The organism is Wolbachia endosymbiont of Brugia pahangi, assembly GCF_012030695.1.
Taxonomy (GTDB): domain Bacteria; phylum Pseudomonadota; class Alphaproteobacteria; order Rickettsiales; family Anaplasmataceae; genus Wolbachia.
On record NZ_CP050521.1, the window covers coordinates 37,815 to 58,414 of the forward strand.

The following is a 20,600-nucleotide window of genomic DNA, read 5'->3' on the forward strand; positions in this document are numbered from 1 at the left end:
GGATGGGAGGATAAAAAACTGGATTTATCTGATAGTTATAAAACAATTGGTAGGATGGGTGCTGCTTGCAGAGGCTATTGTCGTAAAATTTACTTAGCAATAGATAATGTACTATATGCAATAAATGAAACTATGGTTATGTGGAAAAAAGAGTTAAAGTCTTTGGTGAAAGGAAACCCTACAATTTTTAATGATAAACTGGCAATTTCAACTTTAGATGACTGTTTGTACATGCTGGATATGAGAATGATAGTACAATCTGGTCCTATCATAAGCCATGTCATAATGATAGTAACCAAATGACAAGGTCAGATTATGTATTTCCTGTGATTATACACGATAAGCTAATAGTTCCATTTTCAAATTGGAGAGTTAGTAGCTTTTTTGACAAAGATAGGAAAAGTTGTGGTTTTATAAGTTACATTCTACTAATATTTTAGACACTCAACTTACAGATGTTACAACTGCTCCGGTAGTAAAGCTTAACATATTAATAATAACAAGTAACTCTACTGTTGTTGCAGTTGATGTAGAATCAGGAAATCTTTTGTGTTTACAGGTCATGCAAGCGAGAAATATTAGTGATGGGATTATGTGGGGCTACACCGGAGCGGTTATCCTACATGTCATATAAGGATATTAATAGTAACGAATTTTTTATGATAAATACAAAAAATGAGATTATGAAAATCTTATTTACTAGTAGTCAGGTAATTTGGGATACTACTTAGTGGTGAATGATGAACTAAATAATAAACTAAGAAATGCGTATTATGTTAGTCCAGTAATAGAAAATGGAAAATTATTTATTATGAGTAATAAGGAAATCATGTTTCTATTAGGTCAAGGGCCTGGCGTGATAAAGGAAGTAATCAGCCTTCCTAAGGTGTGTACCATCCTTCTGTAACTCGATTCTTGTAGTTGGAGACTACTGCTTTGCAACTGAGAAAAAAAGCTGTGTATAGATGTATTGATTTAAGTATCAGCAGATGAAATATCGCAGGTGATAAGAGGATGTTTTGTCGGTATAGCTAGTATAATCCTACACTGTGTCGCTAACAAATATCATAAGTTACTTTAGTTATGTCTTAACTGTATTGATAACTGACAGCTGCATTTTTGCGCAAGTTATCCAATAGCAAGTTGCTTTGTGTCATGATCTTTTGTTGATATATTTGCTGTTTAGTTGCTTCTGCGTCTACCACATTATTCTTGATATCACACAACATCATTAACCTTGCAGTACTATTTTCTCTGGATTCTATTATTTCATTTACACTTGTTTTGCTAAATAAAGCCTGTAAATCAGGGTTTAAATCCCGCATCTTTATTTCAAATTCTTTTGCGTTTGGCAAATTAAAGTTATCTGCCAATTCATCAAAGTTTAAGCAGTTAACTTTTTGTTCCTTGAGATTGTCTAATAGACTTTCTGAGTCTTTAACCACAATCTGTTTTAATTTTAGAGTGCTTTCCAGCATTGCATGATTAAGTTGTACTTTATCTATTACTTTTACGATAGAGTAATCTTCACTGGAACTGACTGGACCTGCTATGTCGCCGGTTTTTAATCCTTCTAAAATGCTCTTGAGGTTGCCTTTTAGTTGGTTTAAATTAACAGTTACTTTGCGCATCTTTATTGGAGCTTCTGGAATGAAGTCGTTATTATTATTGCGTAATTTTTCTACTAAATCTTCAGCTATACCGTAAACATCTGCACCTTTCTGATTGGGAATTATAAACTCTTGGAATGTGATAAGATAATCCGGCTTTTCTATTTGTCCTTTTGCGTTGTTTACTTCTTTGTCGCTTATGTTAATAAATGGCACAATTCTTACTTCAATAATTTTGTCCCACAAAAGCTGACATTCTATTTGCCTCTTTAAAATGTTAAGGCCTATATTGTGCTCTTTTGCGTATTGATCAACTTCATTGTCCTTAAGTTTAAAGCTTTGAGTTAGGAATAACACGACAGCATTGCTTAACTCTTCATCACTTAATTTTATGTTTAATCTTTGTGCTTCGTTGATAATGATAATTTCGTCTATTAGCTGCTTTAAAATTTGAAGCTTTAGTTCATTTTTATCAATACTCTGAGTGCCAAACAATGAATGTATCAAATTAATGCGTTTTTCAATATCTAGATTTGAGATTGGCTCGCCATTTACATCTGCAATAATTTCAATCTCGACTGCAAGCAACTTGATTGGCAATATTATCAATAATAAAATTAGTATTTTATGCATAAGCAAGGCTATTTAGTTCATAATCAATTCTATAATAAATATTAAGTTAATGCTAGCCAATAGGTGACCTTTAAAGATTTTTGTGGAATAGATATATTTGATTTCCTAATATAGTATTATTATTTTACTATAAATTAACAAAGTGAATAAAAATTTTTAACATTTTCAGATTAGGTATTTTGGTCCCTTAGGTGTAACATTGTTGAGAGATAAACTAGTTTATGTATGATGAACACGGATGAAACTATTTTTGCCTTATCAACCGTATTTGGTAAGTCAGGAGTTGCAGTAATTAGGATTTCAGGTAATCATGCACTTAGAGCTTTAAATCACTTTCATGTTAATAAAGATATGAAACCAAGGTTTGCTACTTTGGTTGATCTGTATGATAGTTCCGATCAGTTGATTGATAATGGAATAGCAATTTATTTTCCTGCTCCAAACAGCTTCACTGGCGAAGATGTTATAGAATTACAAGTGCACGGAGGAAAAGCAGTCATAAAGATCGTTTTGGAGGAATTGTCAAGAATCTTTGTCATGGCTAAGCCTGGGGAATTCTTACTTAGGGCTTTTCTGAATGGCAAGTTTGACTTAACGCAGATAGAAGGGATTGCAGATTTAATCGATGCTGAAACAAAGATGCAAGCTAAACAAGCAATTAAGCAGATGTCAGGAGAATTGGAAAAGCTATACAGTAGTTGGAGGCAGAGATTAATAGCAGTGCAGTCCAAAATTGAAGCATATATAGACTTTCCAGAGGATGTTGCAACAGAAAAAAACGAACTGGAAAAAATCAATGATGAAGTGCAAACTCTTGTGCAGTCAATACAAGAGCATTTGAATGATAATAGGCGGGGCGAAAGATTGCGTGAGGGTTTGCATATTGTAATAACTGGTGAGCCAAATGTTGGTAAATCAACACTATTTAATTTCTTGGCCAGGCGCGATATTGCTATTGTTTCTGAATATGTAGGCACAACAAGGGACATACTTGAAGCTCATATTGACATTGGCGGATACCCAATCATTCTTTCTGATACTGCTGGAATTCGTGAGAGTTCAGATCCGGTGGAATCAGAAGGTATAAGTCGAGCAAAAAAGAGGTCTTGTGAAGCTGATTTGAGAATAGAGCTATTTCCTTTTGAGCAGCGTTATAACATCAATTGCAATGTTATAAGTAGTAACACTATTTACGTGTTGAGCAAAGCTGACGATGTTATCAATGATCACGATATAAAAATTAGCGACATAGATTTTTTACCTGTTTCTATTTTAAAAGGAATAGGCACAGAGAAACTAGTCTCTGTGATTAAAGAAAAAGTAGAGGAAAAATTTGTCTATGATAGAGATGTTCCTGTAATTACCCGGCAAAGGCATAGGAATTGCATGCAGAAAGCTATAGAACATTTACGACGTTTTAATATGAACAATCCAATTGAGTTGGTATCTGAAGACTTAAGGCTTGCCGCGTCTGAACTTGGTGCAGTAACCGGGATTATTAATGTTGAAGAAGTATTGGATGATATATTCAATAACTTCTGTGTAGGCAAATGAAACTTTTATGGATTGCTTGAAGTCGAATATTGTGATAAAAAAGAAGTGGACGGATGGCCGAGCGGTTTAAGGCACCAGTCTTGAAAACTGACGTACGTGATGAGCGTACCATGGGTTCGAATCCCATTCCGTCCGCGTGCCACGTATAGTATGCTTTAAGCAAGTATTGTTAGCCTGTTTTTCCCATTTAAACGTATACGCTTAGTTTTATTGCAATGATTTAAAGATCTTCCGGAATATCCGATCTATTTCATTTATTGGCACAAGTTTAACTTTCGCATGTGAGCCATTCTGCTGACCTATATAAGATTAAATACCCCTTAGCTATTTGGGAAAGTTTGCGGAAATATTGTGCATTTTTAATAAAATTGCTCTAAAACATGAACCCAGCCTTAGTTTTAATAGCATAAATGTTACTATCCCAATCTGCTAATAAATCTACCTTATGTCCAGTTCAGTTACGCCAAAAGTATAGATTAGCAGGCAACCCCTGATTGAGACGCCTCTTAAAAATCTCCAAAACAGTCAAGTTTTCAAACAGAGCTCTTTAAGATAGTGTGTTTCTAATTGACTCTCCTTTTCAAAGTTGAAGAGTGTACAGATAAGGCTGGTGTCATAAAAGTATAATTTTGACATCTTGATTAGGCGATTGCTGAAACTTTGATGGAATGGCTGAAGAAAAAATATTAATTAGCTTCCAAGATATTCAGCCACTGTCATAAGGTTGTATGAGAAATACCACAGTCTTGGGCAAGGGATGATAGATTAAGAATCTGACCTACTCGCCTGCACACAATTTGAGGAAAGTTTGGAGTCTACCAATATTTTCAATATTTTTAAGTTGTCGAACATCTTGCTCAATGTAAATTTGGGTGTAACTGGAATAAAAATCTAATGGATGCATGTTAAAACTATGTAACCTAAGATGCCCCCTTAAAAATAGCTGAGTTAATGTTTATTGGCATACCAAGCTCAGATAAGCTCAAAAGGTAATAGTGTTGTTATGTCTATGCGTCCTGGGAAAAGATCGGGAAACGTGATGACTAGAAGCAAGTTTTTGAGGCCCTGTTAATACATATCGACCTTTTACAGGAAACTTGTCAACTATTTCTGAAGGTACGATAATAGCTCAGGAACATGCTTTACTTTGCCAAAACAGCACCCTGCTATAATTAGCTAAAAACGCCCTAGGATCATTTTGCGCCTAAAAACTGATATCGATATTTTCTAAAGATATGTATGGCAGGTGCTTAAACAATATTTTAGTGATAGTTATTTTACCATACTGTCTTGGTCCTATAATACTTAAAATAGAATGAAACTTGAAAAACCTTTTTGAAACTGAAATTATAGCACGCAAATATATAAATTGAATTTTATAGTTTCAATATGCAAATGTACTATAAAAGGTTAAAAACAGCAAGCACTTGAACGAATATTATGATTTGAAAACAGGGAGTCAGGACTGAAAACTACTTGACAAACTCTCTGCCACCTTGTTACTATAGCACTGAAGCTAATTATTTATTTTCTCTGTACGGATTAAACGGCAAAAAGACTTAATGTATCTATTGTTTCATGTTTAATTTTTTGCGCTATATACACCTCATTACCAACTAATGCTGTAATTCGCGCCTATTAGGTGCTTAAAAAAAAACGCCAACTGATTAAATGATAGTGAATAACTAGCTGTCACGGGGTTTCTTTTGCCTTTTTTCTTTACTTAGTAAATATCTTAATATTTATAACTAAAGATTTACTAACAATCTCTGCCTGTTAACGGTAGCGGTATTACGTAGGAGCTGCACTAGCTATAGTATATAGAATTCCAACATGTCTACATCTCTGGATGAGATCGCTTGGCTTTTTGCCATATAATATTAATATATTATTGTTATTTTTGAGTTGGGGTACATATGGCTAGAAACTACTATGAAATACTAGAAGTAGATAAATATGTTGCTCCAGAAGAAATAAACAAAGCTTATAAAAAATTAGGATTGAAATGTCATCCTGATAAACTTCTACCTAAAAAAAGAAAGATATCAAGAATTGTTAAAAAAGCGATTAATGGTGCTGCTTTATCTAAGCTTGAGTTGGAAGAGATGCAAAGTCTGTAATGTTGTTCCTAGAAGTTCAAGGGGCATATAAGGTGTTATCTAATCTAAAGAAAAAAAAGATATGATAAAATGATTATAAGAGAAAAATATAGTAACACCTGGCGATTTATTTTCAGATTATATAAGGAAACAGCCATACGATTTCTTGTATCAACCAATTCTTGAGAATAATCTAGGATCTGTATGTATGGTAGTAGAAGAATTTAGCATCGATATTAACGTTAAATATGATTATGTATATTAGCATTACTTCAATTGATTATGTGATTAAGAAAAATCATGTGCAAATTATTGATTGTTTGATCAGCAAAGAAACGAAAGTATCTCTTAATTGACACTTTACGCCTTGCTATCAAATTAAATTCTTATGAAACTGCGGGCTTGCTGTTAGAAAGTGTGATGTAAACGATATTAATATGCAAAATAGTGACAGAAATACGATTTTCATTATTTTTTTAATATTTTAATAACCATGGTTCTGGTGGTTTTGTTTTTAAGCAAACGTCGTTTAACTTTGGTGCTTTTAATTTTTTTATCGACCTTCTTCCAAAACATCTTCTTTCAAAAACAGTAGTGACACTAATGTTAAGAAGAAATGCAAGATAGTAACGCCAGTTGTAATACAGGTCCTTTCTATAAGGGTGTGATTAAATTTCTTAATCAGTTTCAGTCCCGAGTAAACTCAGAACAACCTAGAGAAGACTATGTAAAAGAGAGTATAATTATATCCCTTGAGGATGCTATTTCCCCTTTTTACTCACTAGTAGATAAAGGTGTATGTTACACTATTCCAAATAGTGAACGTATAACGCTGCTTGATATATGTGTTAACCAGCTTGTAGATAATCATAGAAAAATAGTTCATGGAGTGATTTCTCCTTTTATCGCGGTTGCGTAGAAACAGAAAAAGCATGCTATTCAATGATAAGTATTTTTGTTGAGAAAGGAATTGTGGAATTAAAGGATGAAAACGGTACTCCTATATCACACAAAATTATAAAACATAATATTTATCCGCACATAGAAAATAAAATAAATGTTAGCTTAATGGAAGAGGATAGCAATGGCAAAAACTTGTTAGTTAAAGGATGTTGTGATATTTCTACTATAGAATCTTTAATTAAAATGGAGTAGAATAAATACTCCTGATTCTCTAGGATAAACTTTGCTGCATCAAGTTATTTTGGAATATTGTGACAGTGTTGAGGGAATAGATTAAGTTTTGAACCTAAAGAGGTAAATGAACGTTTTTATCCCAAGTTAGAGGCATTAATAAAAGGTGGGACAAAAATTAATGCTAAGGACAGTAATGGCAAATCTCCAATAGCTCTATTGGTAGGTGTGAAAGTATGAAGAAAGGTGTTGCTTATTCTGCTAGGAAAAATCAGATGTACTTAAGAATTTATTAGAAGTTTTAGGGGTAAAACAAGAAGAGGAAAATACCTGAAGGTAAATAGGAGCAGCGTGAAATACCAGTTTCAGATCAAGCAAATAATATCCAAAATGGTGATGTATAGCCAAGTGACGTGAAAGAAGAAAAAAATACCTAAAAATAAGCAGGAGCAGTTAGGTCAACCTAAAATACCGGTTTCAAATCAAGTGAGTAACACTCAAAACAATAATCAGCAGCCAAATCTGCAAAGTGAAAATGGGAGCAAGCTGCCTATTGCGGCTGCTTCTATGCTAGCAATAACCGGAATTGCTTTTAGGGGTAGCTATTGCAGTTTACCTAGAAATGTTAGCAGTAGAAATAGCAGTCGGGGTTTATTATCTTGTTGCTACTACAATCCCATATCATTGTAATGGGCCCTCAAAGTCGCTTAGAAATAGCAAGATCCATGAGGTTTCTGGAAACATTCCACAACCCACTTCATAGAATCAAAAGGACTCATTAAAACATTTTTTTACTTTTCATCGTATATTTCTCAACATATTATCTTTAAGTACTAATATAATAATATGGCATTATTGATAGTTGAGTCACCTGCGAAGGCAAGGACGATAAGTAAATATTTAAGTAAAGAGTTTAAAGTTGCTGCATCTTTTGGACATGTGAGAGATCTTCCAGTGAAGAACGGTTCTGTTGATCCGGATAATGATTTTGCTATAAAGTATGAAATTATTGAGAAAGCAGAGAAATATGTAAAAGAGCTAGTAAAGGAAGCAAGTCAAACATCAGATATATATCTTGCAACAGACCCAGATAGAGAAGGGGAAGCAATAGCCTGGAATGTAATAGAGGCACTGAAGGAGAGGAAAGCAATCAATGATAAAAGCAACATTTATAGAGTGGTCTTTAATGAGATAACAAAAAGGGCGGTGCAAGAGGCAGTAAAGAATCCACGTGAAATAAATATGGACTTAGTGCGCGCGCAGCAAGCACGGAGAGCTTTGGATTATCTAGTTGGATTTAGCTTGTCACCACTGCTGTGGACAAAATTGTCTGGAAGCAAATCTGCAGGGCGAGTGCAGTCTGTTGCATTAAAGCTTATATGCGAACGAGAGGATGAAATTAGTAAATTTGTATCACAAGAGTATTGGAGCATAAAGGCAGAAATAAAAGATAGCAAAAGCGAGACGTTTTTTGCTATGCTCAGCCACTATGATAATAAAAAGCTAGAAAAATTTGATATTAAGAACGAAGAAGAAGCAAAAGGCTTAGTTAAGCAAATTGAATCAAGGCGATATGCTGTAAGCACAGTAGAACGCAAGCAAGTTAAGAGAAATCCACTGCCTCCATTCATTACTTCAAGTCTTCAGCAAGATGCAGTAAATAAGCTGTATTTTAATGTGAAAAATGTTATGCGCATAGCGCAAGATTTGTATGAAGGTATTGATATTGGTGGCGAAACTGTAGGGTTGATAACCTACATGCGTACAGATGGGTTTTATATTGCAGATGAAGCTGTAAACTCAATCAGAAGGTCAATTAAGTCATTGTATGGTAATAAATATTTACCGAAGTCTTCTCGTCAGTATGTAAAAAAGGTTAAAAATGCTCAGGAAGCGCATGAAGCGATTCGTCCAACTGATATAGATAGAACGCCAGACAGCATTAAGGATTACTTAACGCCAGAACAATTTAAATTGTATGGTTTGATTTGGAAGAGAACCATTGCAAGTCAGATGGAATCGGCAATCCTTGATCAAGTGGTAGTTGAAATTAGTTCTACTGATCAGAAAGTAATTCTGCGAGCAAGTGGATCGATCATATTCTTTGATGGTTTCTATAAGGTTTATAAAAATAACATGGATGGTGAGGACGAGAGCATGATACCTACTATGAAAGAAGGTGAGGAATGCAAGCTAATTTCTGTTGACCCAGAACAACATTTTACTCAACCTCCATCACGTTATAGTGAAGCAAGTATCGTCAAGAAAATGGAAGAAATTGGTATAGGACGTCCATCGACTTATGCAGCAATTATTTCAGTGTTACAGGATCGTGAGTACGTTAAGTTGGATAATAAAAGATTTATTCCAAGTAGCCGCGGCAAGATTGTTACCATATTTTTAGAAACTTTTTTTCAGCGTTGTGTAGGGTATGATTTCACAGCACAAATGGAAGAAAAGCTCGATTTAATCTCAAACGGGCGTGCAGATTGGAAAAAGGAACTAGGTTATTTTTGGGTGCCATTTTTTAACCATGTAAACTCTGTCAAGCAAATGACGCATGATGAAATTTTTAACGGCATTCGTGATTTAGTAGTTGATTGGTTTTGTTCAGAAGAAGGAAAAAAAGAAGTAAATAAGAAATGTCCAGATTGCCCCGATGGTATATTAAAATTAAACTTTGGAAAAGCTGGGGTATTTCTTGGATGTTCTAACTATCCTACATGTACCCATACAAAAGAAATTACTGGCAGTAATGACAACTCAGAATACCCAAAAAGCTTGGGTATAGATGGTGTAACGGAGCAGGAGGTGGTAATCAAAAAAGGTCCTTTTGGCCTTTACCTGGAGTTTAATAGTGAGTCAGAAAAGAAAAAAACGGTTTCCATACCAAAAGATATAAATGTTAATGATATTGATCTTAGTACCGCTACCAGGCTGCTCTCTTTACCAAAAGTAATTGGGGAACACCCTGAAACCGGAAAAGAGGTAAAAATAGGCCTTGGAAGGTTTGGATACTATATTTTTTATGATAGTAAATACTTTTCTCTTAAAAAAAGTTTCAAAGAGGTATTGGAGATACAATTAGATGAAGCTGTGCAAATTATTGCAAACAGCCCACGCAAGGAGCTAAAGTCCCTTGGTTTTAATGAAAAGGGAAAAGAAGTTTTCATCTGCAATGGTAGGTATGGATTCTATATAAAATGCGGTAAAACAAATGTTGCTTTAGGTAAAAATGCAGATATTGAAAGTGTAGATCTGAGGAGAGCTCTGGAATTGATTAAAAGTAAGAAGTAAAGGCATGCATGATTTAAATTTACTGAGGCTTCATTCAATTCTAACACAGGAACTTTTCTTATATTATGAAGGGTTACAATCAGAACAAACCACTTGGCCACGTGAGACTGATTTCAACTCGTCCGCTGAAACTTGATTTGAGCAAAATATGCATTTTATTTTATTGCTTGGGGCAAGTGAGCTGTTAATGGCAATTCTATCATCAAAAACAAAACACTCACCTTCCCAGTTACCATTTTTGTTGTGAGTTCTTTCAAGGTAAGAAAGAATGCCACCTTTAAGATGGTACACATCGTTAAACCCGAGACTTTTCATATACGCTGTAGATTTTTCGCATCTAATCCCACCCGTGCAATACATGGCCACTTTCAAGTTTTTATTCTTAGAGAAAGACTTTGCCCACTGAGGAAACTCGCGAAAATATTGAGTATATGGGTTGATTGCATTTTTAAACTTGCCTAACTTCACTTCGTATTCATTTCGTGTATCTATTACTAGAACGTCAGGTTGAGAGATAAAATCATCCCAATGATCTGGGTCAATATATTTGCCCCTAAGAGAAGTATCAAGATTGCTTACACCAAGATTCACAATTTCTCTTTTTAACCTCACCTTCATCTTACTAAATGGTTGATATTTTGCTGCACTTTCTTTCCATGTAAGATCTTTCAGCCTATAATCAGAGCATAGAAAATTAAATATTTTATTAATTGCATTTCTTTCACCAGATATAGTTGCATTAATGCCTTCTTCTGCAAGGAGTATGGTGCCCTTTAGCTCAAAGTTGTCACATGCAGCTTTTATTTCATCTTTCATGTCATAATAATTAGAGAGTTTTACAAAATGGTAAAAAGTTGCTATGACAAAACTCATGATTATTAACTTATCAACTTAGAACATAATATACAAAATTATAAAGATATTCAATAGATCAGCTCTGGATATCTTCAGCTTTTATATATAACATTTTAATATTAAATATGGATTTAATTTAATGTTTTTAAAAGTATTTAAAAGTATATTCTTATTTCTAGTAAGTATATTATTTGTCTGCCCTATACTATCATTAGTGTCGATTCTATTTACAGAATCGGCAAATTCTGAGTGGGTAATCAGCACACTTTTTCCTGAATATATACTTAATACGTTAATTTTGATGATAGGGGTTGGAAGTATATCTTTTATATTTGGAGTGATTCCAGCTTGGCTCACTACATTTTTTTCATTCCCTGGGAGTAGAATTTTTGAGGTTGCTTTATTTTTTCCAATATCAATTCCCGGATATATAGTATCGTTTGTTTACGTCAACTCGTTAGAATTTTCAGGTCCAACACAAAGTTTATTAAGAGAAATTTTTCACTGGGGTAAAGGTGATTATTGGTTTCCTGAGATAAAGTCTCTAGGCGGTGGAATATTAGTGATGGGATTCAGTTTATATACATACGTTTACATATTAGTCCGCTCAAATCTAAAGAATGTTAGCAACTCAGTTACTGTTGCATCAACACTTGGGTTCTCTTCTTTACAGAGCTTATTTTCTGTCGTTATTCCCTCTATACGTCCGTCAATTATAGCTGGGATATCCTTGGTGTTAATGGAGGTAATTACAGATTTTGGTACACCACAATTTCTTGCGATTGACACCTTTACCACAGGAATATATCGCACCTGGTTTTTACTGCATGATAAATATTCAGCTGCTGTTTTAGCAGTTGCAGAATTGGTCTTCATTACAGCACTGATAGCTGTCGAGAAAATTCTACAAAAAAAGGAAATATCCTACTCTGCCATTAATACTAATTCAGATTATCATAACAAACGGAGTATAAGTGGTGCTATACCATTAGTTTTTGCTTATGCTATGTGTATATTGCCGATATTAGTAGGTTTTGCTTTGCCGATCATTCCACTCATATATTGGAGCATAGAGAAGGGATTTTTCATATACGGAGCAAGATTCTATAACATAATAGCAAATAGCATTGGCTTATCGTTTATCACTGCAATGATCTCAGTTAGTATTGCAATAATGATAGGATGTACGGCACGTAAGAATAAGGTGATCAACAATATAGCGCGTCTAATTTCTTTAGGCTATGCGATTCCAAATGCAGTTATTGCTATTAGTATAATAATATTTTTAAGCAAGATATCTTCTTTTATTACTCAATACTTTACAGAAATAAGCTTGGTAGGAACTGTTGGTGCTTTGATTTACTCATATTTATTTCGTTTTTTTGCCATATCTTTCAAAGCAATAGAATCAGGGCTTAAAAAAACGCCTAATGAAATTGAGTGGATCGCATATACTATGGGCCATGGACCCATTTCCACGTGTCTGAATATTCATATTCCTCTCATAAAGAAAAGTATATTATCAGGATTTTTGCTTGTATTTATGGATACTATTAAAGAGCTTACAGCAACACTCATTATCAGGCCATTTAATTTTGAAACTATATCAACTAGAATATATGAACTTGTAAGCGATGAACGTTATAGAGAAGCTGCCCCATTTTCGTTAATGATAGTTATAACTGGCTTAATCTCTACAATAATCTTATTTAAGCTTGATGATGAAAATAAAAAATAGATTTATGATGGCAATCAGTTGGTTTAATGTGGCCTAATGTTTGTGTATGGGCTATCTAAAGAAAAAGATGGTATTGTGACCTCGAAAACTTTTGTGTTTTCTTCATTTAGAAATTCGTACTTACCTTGCATTATTCCTGACGGTGCATTCAAGTATGTTCCGCTTGTGTATTTAAATACCTCTCCAGGTTTTATCACAGGCTGCTCTCCAATAACACCAGCCCCAACAATTTCATTTATCTTTCCTTTGTAGTCTATTATTTGCCAATGGCGGCTCAGCAATTGAATAGTTGATAGGCTTTTATTTTTTATCTTGACATTGTACATCCATACATAGCAATTTTCATAAGGAATAGATTGCTCCTCAATATAGACTGGCAAGACTGTAACTTCAACAGAGTTAGTAGTAAGTGTATATTCTAAAGTCATGACAGAGTATTCATGATAGAAAAGTAATACTTTAATTATACACTGTTTTCGTAGATTCTTCAAGCATATTGTAGTATTCTGATTAAGAATTGTTTATCAATTATATGAGCAAATCAGACATACTTTGTAAAAGAGTGATAGGAATAGTGGGTAGTGGACAATTAGGTAAAATGACCGCTATTGCTGCGACAAAGCTTGGGCAAGAAACACATATTTTCGCTAATGCTAAAGATGATCCTGCTTGCTCTGTTGCTAATGATTTAACAATAGCAGATTTTTCTGATAAGAAGGCGCTTGAATCTTTTGCACAGAGTGTGAGTTTAGTTACTATTGAATCTGAAAATATTCCATGTGACGCAATTGATATTATGTCACAATATGTAGATTTTTATCCAGGTAAAAGAGCATTACACATTTCACAAAATAGGCTTAGAGAGAAAGATTTTATTAGAAATTTAGGTATAAGAACCGCTGATTATAAAAGTATACAAGATCATAACGATCTATTAGAAGTCACTAGAGCTTTTGGCTATCCAACAAGGCTAAAAACAACAGAAATGGGTTACGATGGGAAGGGACAATATATGATTGGGAATGATTCTCAAGTAGAGCAATTTGCTTCCTTTGATTGGAATGCACAGTACATTCTCGAGGCAAGTGTTGACTTACTAAAAGAGGTTTCAATTGTTGTTACAAGGGATAAAAATGGTAAAGTAGCTTTTTTTCCTGTGGCAGAAAATCACCATGTCGATGGAATACTTGATACTTCAATAGTGCCAGCTAAAGTAGATAGCAAATTAGTTCAAGAGATACAACAAACCGCGGAGAAAATAGCAGATGCACTTGATGTAGTGGGAGTTCTAGCTATTGAGTTTTTCATTACTAAAAATAGTGAGCTGCTAGTCAATGAACTAGCTCCAAGACCTCACAATTCTTGCCACTGGAGCTTGGATGCATGTAATGTTAGTCAATTCGAGCAACTGATTAGGGTAATATGTAAGTTACCTATGCAAGAAGTGGTGTTGCGCTTTCCTTGTATGACGAAAAACATAATAGGTAATGATGTATATAATACTTACAAGTATTTGAGTGACAAAAGAGCCAATTTGACTATATATGGAAAAAAAGAGGTCAGAGGTAGGCGTAAAATGGGGCATGTTAATATAGATTTAAGTTAGCATGCTATACCTCTCACGATTACACAAACGTTTGTTTTCGAAAACGGTGCATTAAGTTTCATAGCCAGTTTTGCCTTAAACACAAGAATCACTGGCATCCAGAAAAGTTTGCTTATGAGCAAACTGATAATAGCACCATTTATTGGCTTCATAAATTGCAACTAACCTTTATTATAAATATTTAAGAAATTTACCAAAGAGAAAAAAGGCAAAAGAAACCCTATGTTAGATAGTGTTTACTCTCTAATCCTGCAAATTGGCATACTATACTGTCTTTATAAGCACGTTTCAGCTTATATAGGTAGAGCATAGAAATGTTGTGAAGACATAAAGTACACATGGTATAAAGAATTAAACATAAGATGTCAACTACATGATACTTCGTCATTTAATCTGCACAGACTAGGGATAACTGAATACCTTCAGCTCTGTGGTGAGGAGTCTGGCAGAATTTGTCAAGTGTTTTTTTCGTTTCACTTGAATGACACCATTGGTATGCAAATTTTCTTCGAACTACAGCGTACGTGTACTCTATATGCACTTGATTGATAAATGCTCCCTCGTCAAGATCTCCAAAATTTGTACTATATTCAGTGCCGCACCTTTGCGTAGATTATCAGCCACTATCCACATATTTAATCCATGTTCAACAGTATTGTCTTTTCTAATACGTGATACGTATACTGCATTCTCCTGTACGACATCAATTTGGGTTATATATTTGCCGTCTTTTCGCCTATCATACACTAAAATTCCGGTATCTTCAACTTCGCTTAGCATTTCACGAGCTTGTTCTTCAGTTATGTGCTGGTAAAACTCTACATTTACTGCTATAGCATGACCAATAAAAACGGGCACCCTTACACAAGTTGCAGTAACTTTTATATCTGCCTCTAAGATTTTTTTTGTTTCCTCTTGCATTTTCCATTCCTCTTTTGTAGAACCATCTTCCATAAACTCTCCTATATGAGGAATGCAATTGAATGCTATTTGCTTAGGGAATATTTCAGGCTTTTTGGCTTCATTTGTGAAGATTTTTTTTGTCTGATTATAGAGTTCATCCATTGCTGCTTTGCCTGCACCAGAGGTTGATTGATAAGTTGAAGCAACGATTCTCTTTATTTTTGCTTTTTGGTATAATAAATGTAGCACTAACAGCATCTGTATTATAGTACAGTTTGGATTGGATATTATGTTGTGGTTTTTGTATTCCATGATTTTTTCTTTATTAATTTCTGGAATGATTAGTGGTACACCTTCTTTCATCCTAAAATAAGAGCTGTTATCTATTACGATGCATCCAGCTTCAGTTGCAATCGGTACGTACTTTTCCGAAACATGGTACCCAGCACAGAAGATGGCTATATCAATATCAGCAAAGTCATAATTTTCAAGGCATAAAACAGTTAATTCTTCGTTACCAAAACTCACCTTTTTTCCCTTTGATTTTTTTGATGCAAATGTAATAACAGAATCTATCGAAATTTTTCCCTCGTCTTGGAACTCAGCAAGTATGCTTAGTACTTCGTGTCCTACTCTACCGGTTGCTCCAACAACAGCAATTTTTTGTCCCATATAAATAAAATTCTCACTTCAAAATTATATTATATTTTTACTGGCAGAATTTACAATTATTTTAATATTTTTACCTTGCAATTAATTGTAATTTAGTTATTATTATGCAATATTAATAATATTACATAATAAAGTGAGAGATGAGCAAAAAATATGATGAAACTAAGGTGAAACCTGCAATATCTACATCTCAAGAACCTAAGAGAATTAATGGGTCAAAGTTTCAAAGTGTTCTCTCAAAAAGAAGATATGATATAAATTTTGATGATAAAAAGTATGCTGTAAAAACTGTTAAAACACGGTTTCTAGAAACGGAACAACAGTCTTCGAAGCTAAGAGATTTATTGGAATCAATACCGGTGATAGGAAGATTTTTAGCAAAAATTTTCACATCTGAAAAAGAGACATATAAAAAGCTACAATTGCAAATAGATCGCTCCAGTAAGATAAGAAATGAGTCTCGCATAGATGATAAATATACAGAAGAAATAAGCAGCAAGCTTAAGAAGAGTAATATTGAACAAGTGGATGACAAAAAAAGTCGTAGTCCATAAATATCAAATATTTCAAGAGCATCTGGTATAATATTTATTGTGCGGAAGCTCTTCGGTACCAAAATAAATAAAGAGGTATACCACTCGTGGTAAATAAGCTTGCAATTAACAAGGTATTTATAGAAGTTTCAAGTATCACCCAGCAACAAAAGGTTGTTGCTATACTGCCAGTTAAAAGCTTGTGATAATTTCTCTCCTTTATAACAACCTTTAGAAAAGCAAGACTGCATGCAAGGTAGACGAATAAAAATGAAACTACAGAGAAGTCGATAATCGATGTAATCTGCTGAGCAAAATTGTTATTTGAAGTGAGGATTAGTAAAATTGCAGTTCCAGATGAGCTAGTTGTTATTCCCCAAAAAGGGGATCCATGTTCATTCCTTTTAGCAAAGAGTTGTGGCATCAGTCTATCTTTTGCAAGACCAAAAGCAACTTGTCCGCTAGATAAGACCCAGGCGTTTAAACTGCCAACACAGAAAACGAATGCAACTATAGAAATAATCAAATGCCAGTTACCAGAAAACATAATTTTTATCGCATCAACGTATGGTGCTCTTGAGTTTGCTAGGTCATTACCGTTTATTAAACCCATGATTGCAAAGTTGTTGATAAAATATATGATAGCAACACAGATTGTTCCAAGTACTACAGCTCTTGGTATAGTTTTTGCTGGATTGTTGACTGATCCTGCAGGTGCTGTTGCCAATTCAACTCCAACGAAACACCATAAAGTCAGGAGTGTAGAACGAGCGAGGATCTGTGATATTGTAAGGCTTGACATTTCTTTACTTATGATGAAATTGTTTCTATTGAAAAAAAACAATGCCATTACAGGTATTGCAAGCAATACGGCAATTTTTATAACCGTCAATAGAAACTCAACGCGTCCAGCGGTCGCTACTCCTCTTAAGTTTATTAATGTAATAATTGTAAATAATAACAGTTCTAAGAACAAATGTATATTTTTGATCTCCTCATGGAGAAATGGCGTAAGGTAGCCAACACCTACAACTATCAAAGCTGTTGTGCTAACCCATGAGATTACCCAATACGTCCAACCAACAAAGAAGGCTGCAGTAGGGCCAAAAGCATGTTTTACATAAACGTGGGGACCTCCAGTTTCTGGAAACTTTGCACATAGTGTAGCAAAAACTAAAGCAAGAGACACAGCACCAAATCCTGATATCGCCCAGCTTATGAGGCTATAAGTGCTGTATGGTGCAAGGCTAATCGGCAGCATAAAAATCCCAGAGCCAATTTGGCTACTGATTACTAAAGCAAAAACAGCCAAAAAACCTATTTTATTTGACACAATACCTCTTAATTCTATTAGTGTAAGTCAGTAGTATAATCTGATTCCCAAGAATTTTAATAAATAAAAAATTATGTTTTTAAGTTAAGCTTTTAGGAAGGTCACTTTGTAGGCTTGCGGTACCAAAGTAGATAGGTAGGTGTGCCGCTTAAAGGGAATAAGCTTGCAATTAACAAGGTATTCATAGGAGTCTCATATATTATCCAACAGCAAAAAAGTACAGCCACACCCCCAATTAGAAATTTATAGTAGTTTTTTTCCTGTATGATGACCTTGAGGAAAGCAAGACAACATGTTAAGTAGACGAATAAAAATGAAACTACAGAGACATCAATTATTGAAGTTACTTGCTTGGCAAAATTTTTGCTCGATATTAGAACGAGTAAAGCTAATATTCCCAGTGTATTGATTATGATTCCACAAAAGGGGGCACCATACTTGTTTCTTTTAGCAAAAAATTGCGGCATTAATTTATCTTTTGCAAGGCCTAAAGCAACTTGTCCGTCGGCTAAGAACCAAGCGTTTAGACTACTTACAGAAACAATGAAAGCAACAATGGAAATGATTAAGTACCAATTGCCAGGTAAAATTATTTTTATCACATCAGCGTATGGTGCTTTTGAGTTAGCTAAGTGATTGCCATTAATCAATCCCATAATTGCAAGGCTATTAATGAAGTATATGATAGCAACAAAGACCGTACCAAATACTATGGCTCTTGGAATTGTTTTGCTTGGATTTTCAACTGATCCTGCAGATGCTGTTACTATTTCAAGTCCAATAAAGCACCATAAAGTAAGAAGTGTGGAACGGGCAAAAGCTTGAGATATTGTGAGGTTTGATATTTCCTCGCTTACGACAAAGTTATTTCTGTCAAAAAGAAGTAATGCCGCTATGGGTACTGCAAACAGCACGGTAATTTTGACAGTCATCAATAGAAGCTCAACATGTCCGACGGTAGTTATCCCTCTTAAGTTTATTAGCATGATAGCTAAGATTAATGCTATTTCTAAAAACAGGCGTATATTTTGTATATTATTATGAAAGAGCGGAGCTAGGTAGCCAATACTTGCAACTATTACCGCTGTTGAACTAACCCACGAACTCGCCCAATATGTCCAGCCAACAAAAAAAGCTGCTGTAGGACCAAAAGCATGCTTCACATAAACATGAGGACCACCAGTTTCTGGAAATTTCGCACAGAGCAATGCAAAAACTAAAGCAAGAAGTATAGCACCGAGCCCTGATACTGCCCAACTTATAAGGCTGTAAGTACCGTATGGTGCAAGACTAATTGGAAGCATGAAAATTCCAGAGCCGATTTGACTACTAATCACTAAGGCAAAAATAGCCAAGAAACCTATTTTGTTTGACACAATAACTTTTAACTTTTTTATCTAAATATATTAATAATATAACTGAAGCTCAGAAACTTCAATCGATCTTTTATGAAAGCTTGCATTTTTCAATTACTATAATTAGGTACGGCCAAAAAGTTGGGAGGATACCTATAAAGCAGAAATTTAAGGGAGTTAATTACAAGTGATGATATAAGAGAAGCAGTAAATGTTGTGGTAGATAGAATGAATAGGGTTCTTCATGTAGAGGGGTCTATACCTATAGCTAAGTGTGTAGCTCCCTATTTGGGTAGCCTATTATTCGAGGCTGTAACCAATCTTGTAAGTAAGATATACTTTAAACTAAATGCGGTATTTTAAACTGAACATTTTCGGTGACTCCATCTGACATAACTGAAACTTTTGTATTCACGTTTATTTTCAAATGGTTTATTAATTCGTCAACTAATATGTCAGGAGCGGAGGCACCTGCAGTAATTCCTATCTTTTCTATGCCCTGCAACCAACTTTTGTCCATATAGCTGTAATTATCGATTAAGTAAGCTCTTTTTCCTCTGGCAGTGCATAGATCTAACAAGCGATTTGAGTTCGAACTATTTTTACTTCCTATAATTAGCACTATGTCTACAATTTCAGTTAATTTTTTGACAGCATTCTGCCTATTTTGTGTTGCATAACATATATCTTTTAAGTTGGGGCCTGTAATGTTTGGAAATCTGAGCTTTAGGGCAGTAATGATTTCGCGGGTGTCGTCGGTGCTTAACGTGGTTTGTGTAACATAAGATAAATTATCTGGATTTTTAACCTTTAAATCGCGTACATTCTGTAGGGTTTGCACTAAAACTATGGGATTATTCACTCTTCCTCTGATTCCCTTAACTTCTGGGTGGTTTTTATGTCCAATTAGGATTAATTCTTTACCACTATCTTCATACCTTTTTGCTTCTTTATGTACTTTACTAACCAGTGGGCATGTTGCATCAATCACTTGAATGCCCTTTCTTTTTGCTTTGTCTTCTATATTTTTTGACACTCCGTGCGCACTGAAGATCAATATTCCTCTATTGTCCTTGATGTCCCTGATGCTATTCACAAAAATCACGCCTTGTCTCTTAAAGTCCTCTACTATATATTTATTATGAACGATTTCATGCAGCACATAGACTTTGCGTTTGTTTCGATATTTTTTTAAAGTGATGGCTAATATATCTACAGCTCTTTTGACTCCTGCACAAAAACCACGCGGTTCAGCTAAAATGATTTCCATTTTTTTAA

The 20,600-nt window shown here is 34.5% G+C and carries 20 protein-coding genes and 1 tRNA gene; 13 read left to right on the plus strand and 8 right to left on the minus strand.

The features are described 5' to 3' along the window. The first annotated feature begins 54 nt into the window (after positions 1-54). The 3 genes from WBP_RS00190 to WBP_RS00200 all read left to right on the plus strand — a co-directional run bounded on the left by WBP_RS00190 (position 55) and on the right by WBP_RS00200 (position 907). The gene (locus WBP_RS00190) at positions 55-303 is read left to right on the plus strand and encodes a hypothetical protein (RefSeq protein ID WP_167895714.1); all 249 of its coding nucleotides are present in this window, start codon (positions 55-57) and stop codon (positions 301-303) included. Positions 304-403: 100 nt separating this feature from the next. Continuing rightward, positions 404-634 carry a hypothetical protein gene (locus WBP_RS00195; RefSeq protein ID WP_167895715.1) on the plus strand — a complete coding sequence of 77 codons (231 nt, stop codon included), beginning with the start codon at positions 404-406 and terminating at the stop codon, positions 632-634. Positions 635-715: 81 nt separating this feature from the next. Further along, a complete protein-coding gene (locus tag WBP_RS00200) occupies positions 716-907 on the plus strand; it encodes a hypothetical protein (RefSeq protein WP_167895716.1) in 192 nt (63 codons plus the stop codon). Between the two features lie 181 nt (positions 908-1,088). On the opposite strand, the gene WBP_RS00205 is transcribed toward WBP_RS00200, so the two are convergent. Beyond that, positions 1,089-2,243, minus strand: a complete 1,155-nt coding sequence (locus WBP_RS00205) for a SurA N-terminal domain-containing protein (RefSeq protein ID WP_167895717.1) — start codon at positions 2,241-2,243, stop codon at positions 1,089-1,091. Positions 2,244-2,468: 225 nt separating this feature from the next. Here WBP_RS00205 and mnmE point away from each other — a divergent pair, with 225 nt between their 5' ends. Continuing rightward, entirely contained in the window at positions 2,469-3,797 is a 1,329-nt protein-coding gene (gene mnmE / locus WBP_RS00210; RefSeq protein ID WP_167895718.1) for a tRNA uridine-5-carboxymethylaminomethyl(34) synthesis GTPase MnmE, read from the plus strand. A 47-nt stretch (positions 3,798-3,844) separates the two neighbouring features. Next, positions 3,845-3,932: transfer RNA gene (locus WBP_RS00215), tRNA-Ser, on the plus strand. Positions 3,933-4,322: 390 nt separating this feature from the next. On the opposite strand, the gene WBP_RS05300 is transcribed toward WBP_RS00215, so the two are convergent. After that, positions 4,323-4,433, minus strand: coding sequence for a DUF4143 domain-containing protein (locus tag WBP_RS05300; protein WP_246165977.1), 111 nt, complete (start codon positions 4,431-4,433; stop codon positions 4,323-4,325). 1,280 nt (positions 4,434-5,713) lie between these two features. Between WBP_RS05300 and WBP_RS00225 the strand changes: the two genes are divergently transcribed. The 5 genes from WBP_RS00225 (at position 5,714) to topA (ending at position 10,327) form a co-directional block, all read left to right on the plus strand. After that, on the plus strand, positions 5,714-5,917 hold the full coding sequence (locus tag WBP_RS00225) for a DnaJ domain-containing protein (RefSeq protein ID WP_167895719.1): 204 nt from the start codon (positions 5,714-5,716) through the stop codon (positions 5,915-5,917). Between the two features lie 595 nt (positions 5,918-6,512). Continuing rightward, positions 6,513-6,815, plus strand: coding sequence for a hypothetical protein (locus WBP_RS00230; protein WP_167895720.1), 303 nt, complete (start codon positions 6,513-6,515; stop codon positions 6,813-6,815). Positions 6,816-6,838: 23 nt separating this feature from the next. Next, positions 6,839-7,051, plus strand: a complete 213-nt coding sequence (locus WBP_RS00235; RefSeq protein ID WP_011256237.1) for a hypothetical protein — start codon at positions 6,839-6,841, stop codon at positions 7,049-7,051. 601 nt (positions 7,052-7,652) lie between these two features. Next, complete coding sequence (locus tag WBP_RS06390; RefSeq protein WP_458694672.1) at positions 7,653-7,793, plus strand: TomO hydrophobic C-terminal domain-containing protein; 141 nt, start codon at positions 7,653-7,655, stop codon at positions 7,791-7,793. Positions 7,794-7,876: 83 nt separating this feature from the next. Further along, the gene (gene topA, locus WBP_RS00240; RefSeq protein WP_167895721.1) at positions 7,877-10,327 is read left to right on the plus strand and encodes a type I DNA topoisomerase; all 2,451 of its coding nucleotides are present in this window, start codon (positions 7,877-7,879) and stop codon (positions 10,325-10,327) included. Between the two features lie 63 nt (positions 10,328-10,390). Here the strand turns inward: topA and trhO are convergent, their stop codons facing one another. Continuing rightward, complete coding sequence (gene trhO, locus WBP_RS00245) at positions 10,391-11,200, minus strand: oxygen-dependent tRNA uridine(34) hydroxylase TrhO (protein WP_167895722.1); 810 nt, start codon at positions 11,198-11,200, stop codon at positions 10,391-10,393. Positions 11,201-11,321: 121 nt separating this feature from the next. Here trhO and WBP_RS00250 point away from each other — a divergent pair, with 121 nt between their 5' ends. Beyond that, positions 11,322-12,920: an ABC transporter permease gene (locus WBP_RS00250; RefSeq protein WP_167895723.1), complete on the plus strand. Its 1,599-nt coding sequence runs from the start codon at positions 11,322-11,324 to the stop codon at positions 12,918-12,920. A gap of 23 nt (positions 12,921-12,943) precedes the next feature. Here the strand turns inward: WBP_RS00250 and apaG are convergent, their stop codons facing one another. Further along, positions 12,944-13,348 carry a Co2+/Mg2+ efflux protein ApaG gene (gene apaG / locus WBP_RS00255; RefSeq protein ID WP_011256242.1) on the minus strand — a complete coding sequence of 135 codons (405 nt, stop codon included), beginning with the start codon at positions 13,346-13,348 and terminating at the stop codon, positions 12,944-12,946. 104 nt (positions 13,349-13,452) lie between these two features. On the opposite strand from apaG, the gene WBP_RS00260 reads away from it, so the two are divergent. After that, positions 13,453-14,526 (plus strand): 5-(carboxyamino)imidazole ribonucleotide synthase, encoded by a 1,074-nt coding sequence (locus tag WBP_RS00260; protein WP_167895724.1) that lies wholly within the window; start codon positions 13,453-13,455, stop codon positions 14,524-14,526. A gap of 531 nt (positions 14,527-15,057) precedes the next feature. On the opposite strand, the gene WBP_RS00265 is transcribed toward WBP_RS00260, so the two are convergent. Then, positions 15,058-16,101 carry an aspartate-semialdehyde dehydrogenase gene (locus WBP_RS00265; RefSeq protein WP_011256244.1) on the minus strand — a complete coding sequence of 348 codons (1,044 nt, stop codon included), beginning with the start codon at positions 16,099-16,101 and terminating at the stop codon, positions 15,058-15,060. Positions 16,102-16,241: 140 nt separating this feature from the next. Here WBP_RS00265 and WBP_RS00270 point away from each other — a divergent pair, with 140 nt between their 5' ends. Continuing rightward, a complete protein-coding gene (locus tag WBP_RS00270; RefSeq protein ID WP_011256245.1) occupies positions 16,242-16,655 on the plus strand; it encodes a hypothetical protein in 414 nt (137 codons plus the stop codon). 34 nt (positions 16,656-16,689) lie between these two features. On the opposite strand, the gene WBP_RS00275 is transcribed toward WBP_RS00270, so the two are convergent. The 3 genes from WBP_RS00275 to ispH form a co-directional block, all read right to left on the minus strand. Then, entirely contained in the window at positions 16,690-17,967 is a 1,278-nt protein-coding gene (locus tag WBP_RS00275; RefSeq protein WP_011256246.1) for an APC family permease, read from the minus strand. 101 nt (positions 17,968-18,068) lie between these two features. Further along, positions 18,069-19,343, minus strand: coding sequence for an APC family permease (locus WBP_RS00280; RefSeq protein ID WP_167895725.1), 1,275 nt, complete (start codon positions 19,341-19,343; stop codon positions 18,069-18,071). A 319-nt stretch (positions 19,344-19,662) separates the two neighbouring features. Further along, positions 19,663-20,592, minus strand: a complete 930-nt coding sequence (ispH, locus tag WBP_RS00285) for a 4-hydroxy-3-methylbut-2-enyl diphosphate reductase (protein WP_011256248.1) — start codon at positions 20,590-20,592, stop codon at positions 19,663-19,665. Between the last annotated feature and the right edge of the window lie 8 nt (positions 20,593-20,600).

Bases quoted from the DNA above. Each gene is read 5' to 3' on its own strand.
- WBP_RS06390 (WP_458694672.1), top strand. From the start codon at position 7,653: ATGTTAGCAGTAGAAATAGCAGTCGGGGTTTATTATCTTGTTGCTACT.
- WBP_RS00190 (WP_167895714.1), top strand. From the start codon at position 55: ATGGGTGCTGCTTGCAGAGGCTATTGTCGTAAAATTTACTTAGCAATA.
- WBP_RS00235 (WP_011256237.1), top strand. From the start codon at position 6,839: ATGATAAGTATTTTTGTTGAGAAAGGAATTGTGGAATTAAAGGATGAA.
- WBP_RS00260 (WP_167895724.1), top strand. From the start codon at position 13,453: ATGAGCAAATCAGACATACTTTGTAAAAGAGTGATAGGAATAGTGGGT.
- WBP_RS00225 (WP_167895719.1), top strand. From the start codon at position 5,714: ATGGCTAGAAACTACTATGAAATACTAGAAGTAGATAAATATGTTGCT.
- WBP_RS05300 (WP_246165977.1), bottom strand. From the start codon at position 4,433: ATGTCAAAATTATACTTTTATGACACCAGCCTTATCTGTACACTCTTC.
- WBP_RS00205 (WP_167895717.1), bottom strand. From the start codon at position 2,243: ATGCATAAAATACTAATTTTATTATTGATAATATTGCCAATCAAGTTG.
- mnmE (WP_167895718.1), top strand. From the start codon at position 2,469: ATGATGAACACGGATGAAACTATTTTTGCCTTATCAACCGTATTTGGT.
- WBP_RS00230 (WP_167895720.1), top strand. From the start codon at position 6,513: ATGCAAGATAGTAACGCCAGTTGTAATACAGGTCCTTTCTATAAGGGT.
- apaG (WP_011256242.1), bottom strand. From the start codon at position 13,348: ATGACTTTAGAATATACACTTACTACTAACTCTGTTGAAGTTACAGTC.
- WBP_RS00265 (WP_011256244.1), bottom strand. From the start codon at position 16,101: ATGGGACAAAAAATTGCTGTTGTTGGAGCAACCGGTAGAGTAGGACAC.
- WBP_RS00270 (WP_011256245.1), top strand. From the start codon at position 16,242: ATGAGCAAAAAATATGATGAAACTAAGGTGAAACCTGCAATATCTACA.
- topA (WP_167895721.1), top strand. From the start codon at position 7,877: ATGGCATTATTGATAGTTGAGTCACCTGCGAAGGCAAGGACGATAAGT.
- trhO (WP_167895722.1), bottom strand. From the start codon at position 11,200: ATGAGTTTTGTCATAGCAACTTTTTACCATTTTGTAAAACTCTCTAAT.
- ispH (WP_011256248.1), bottom strand. From the start codon at position 20,592: ATGGAAATCATTTTAGCTGAACCGCGTGGTTTTTGTGCAGGAGTCAAA.
- WBP_RS00250 (WP_167895723.1), top strand. From the start codon at position 11,322: ATGTTTTTAAAAGTATTTAAAAGTATATTCTTATTTCTAGTAAGTATA.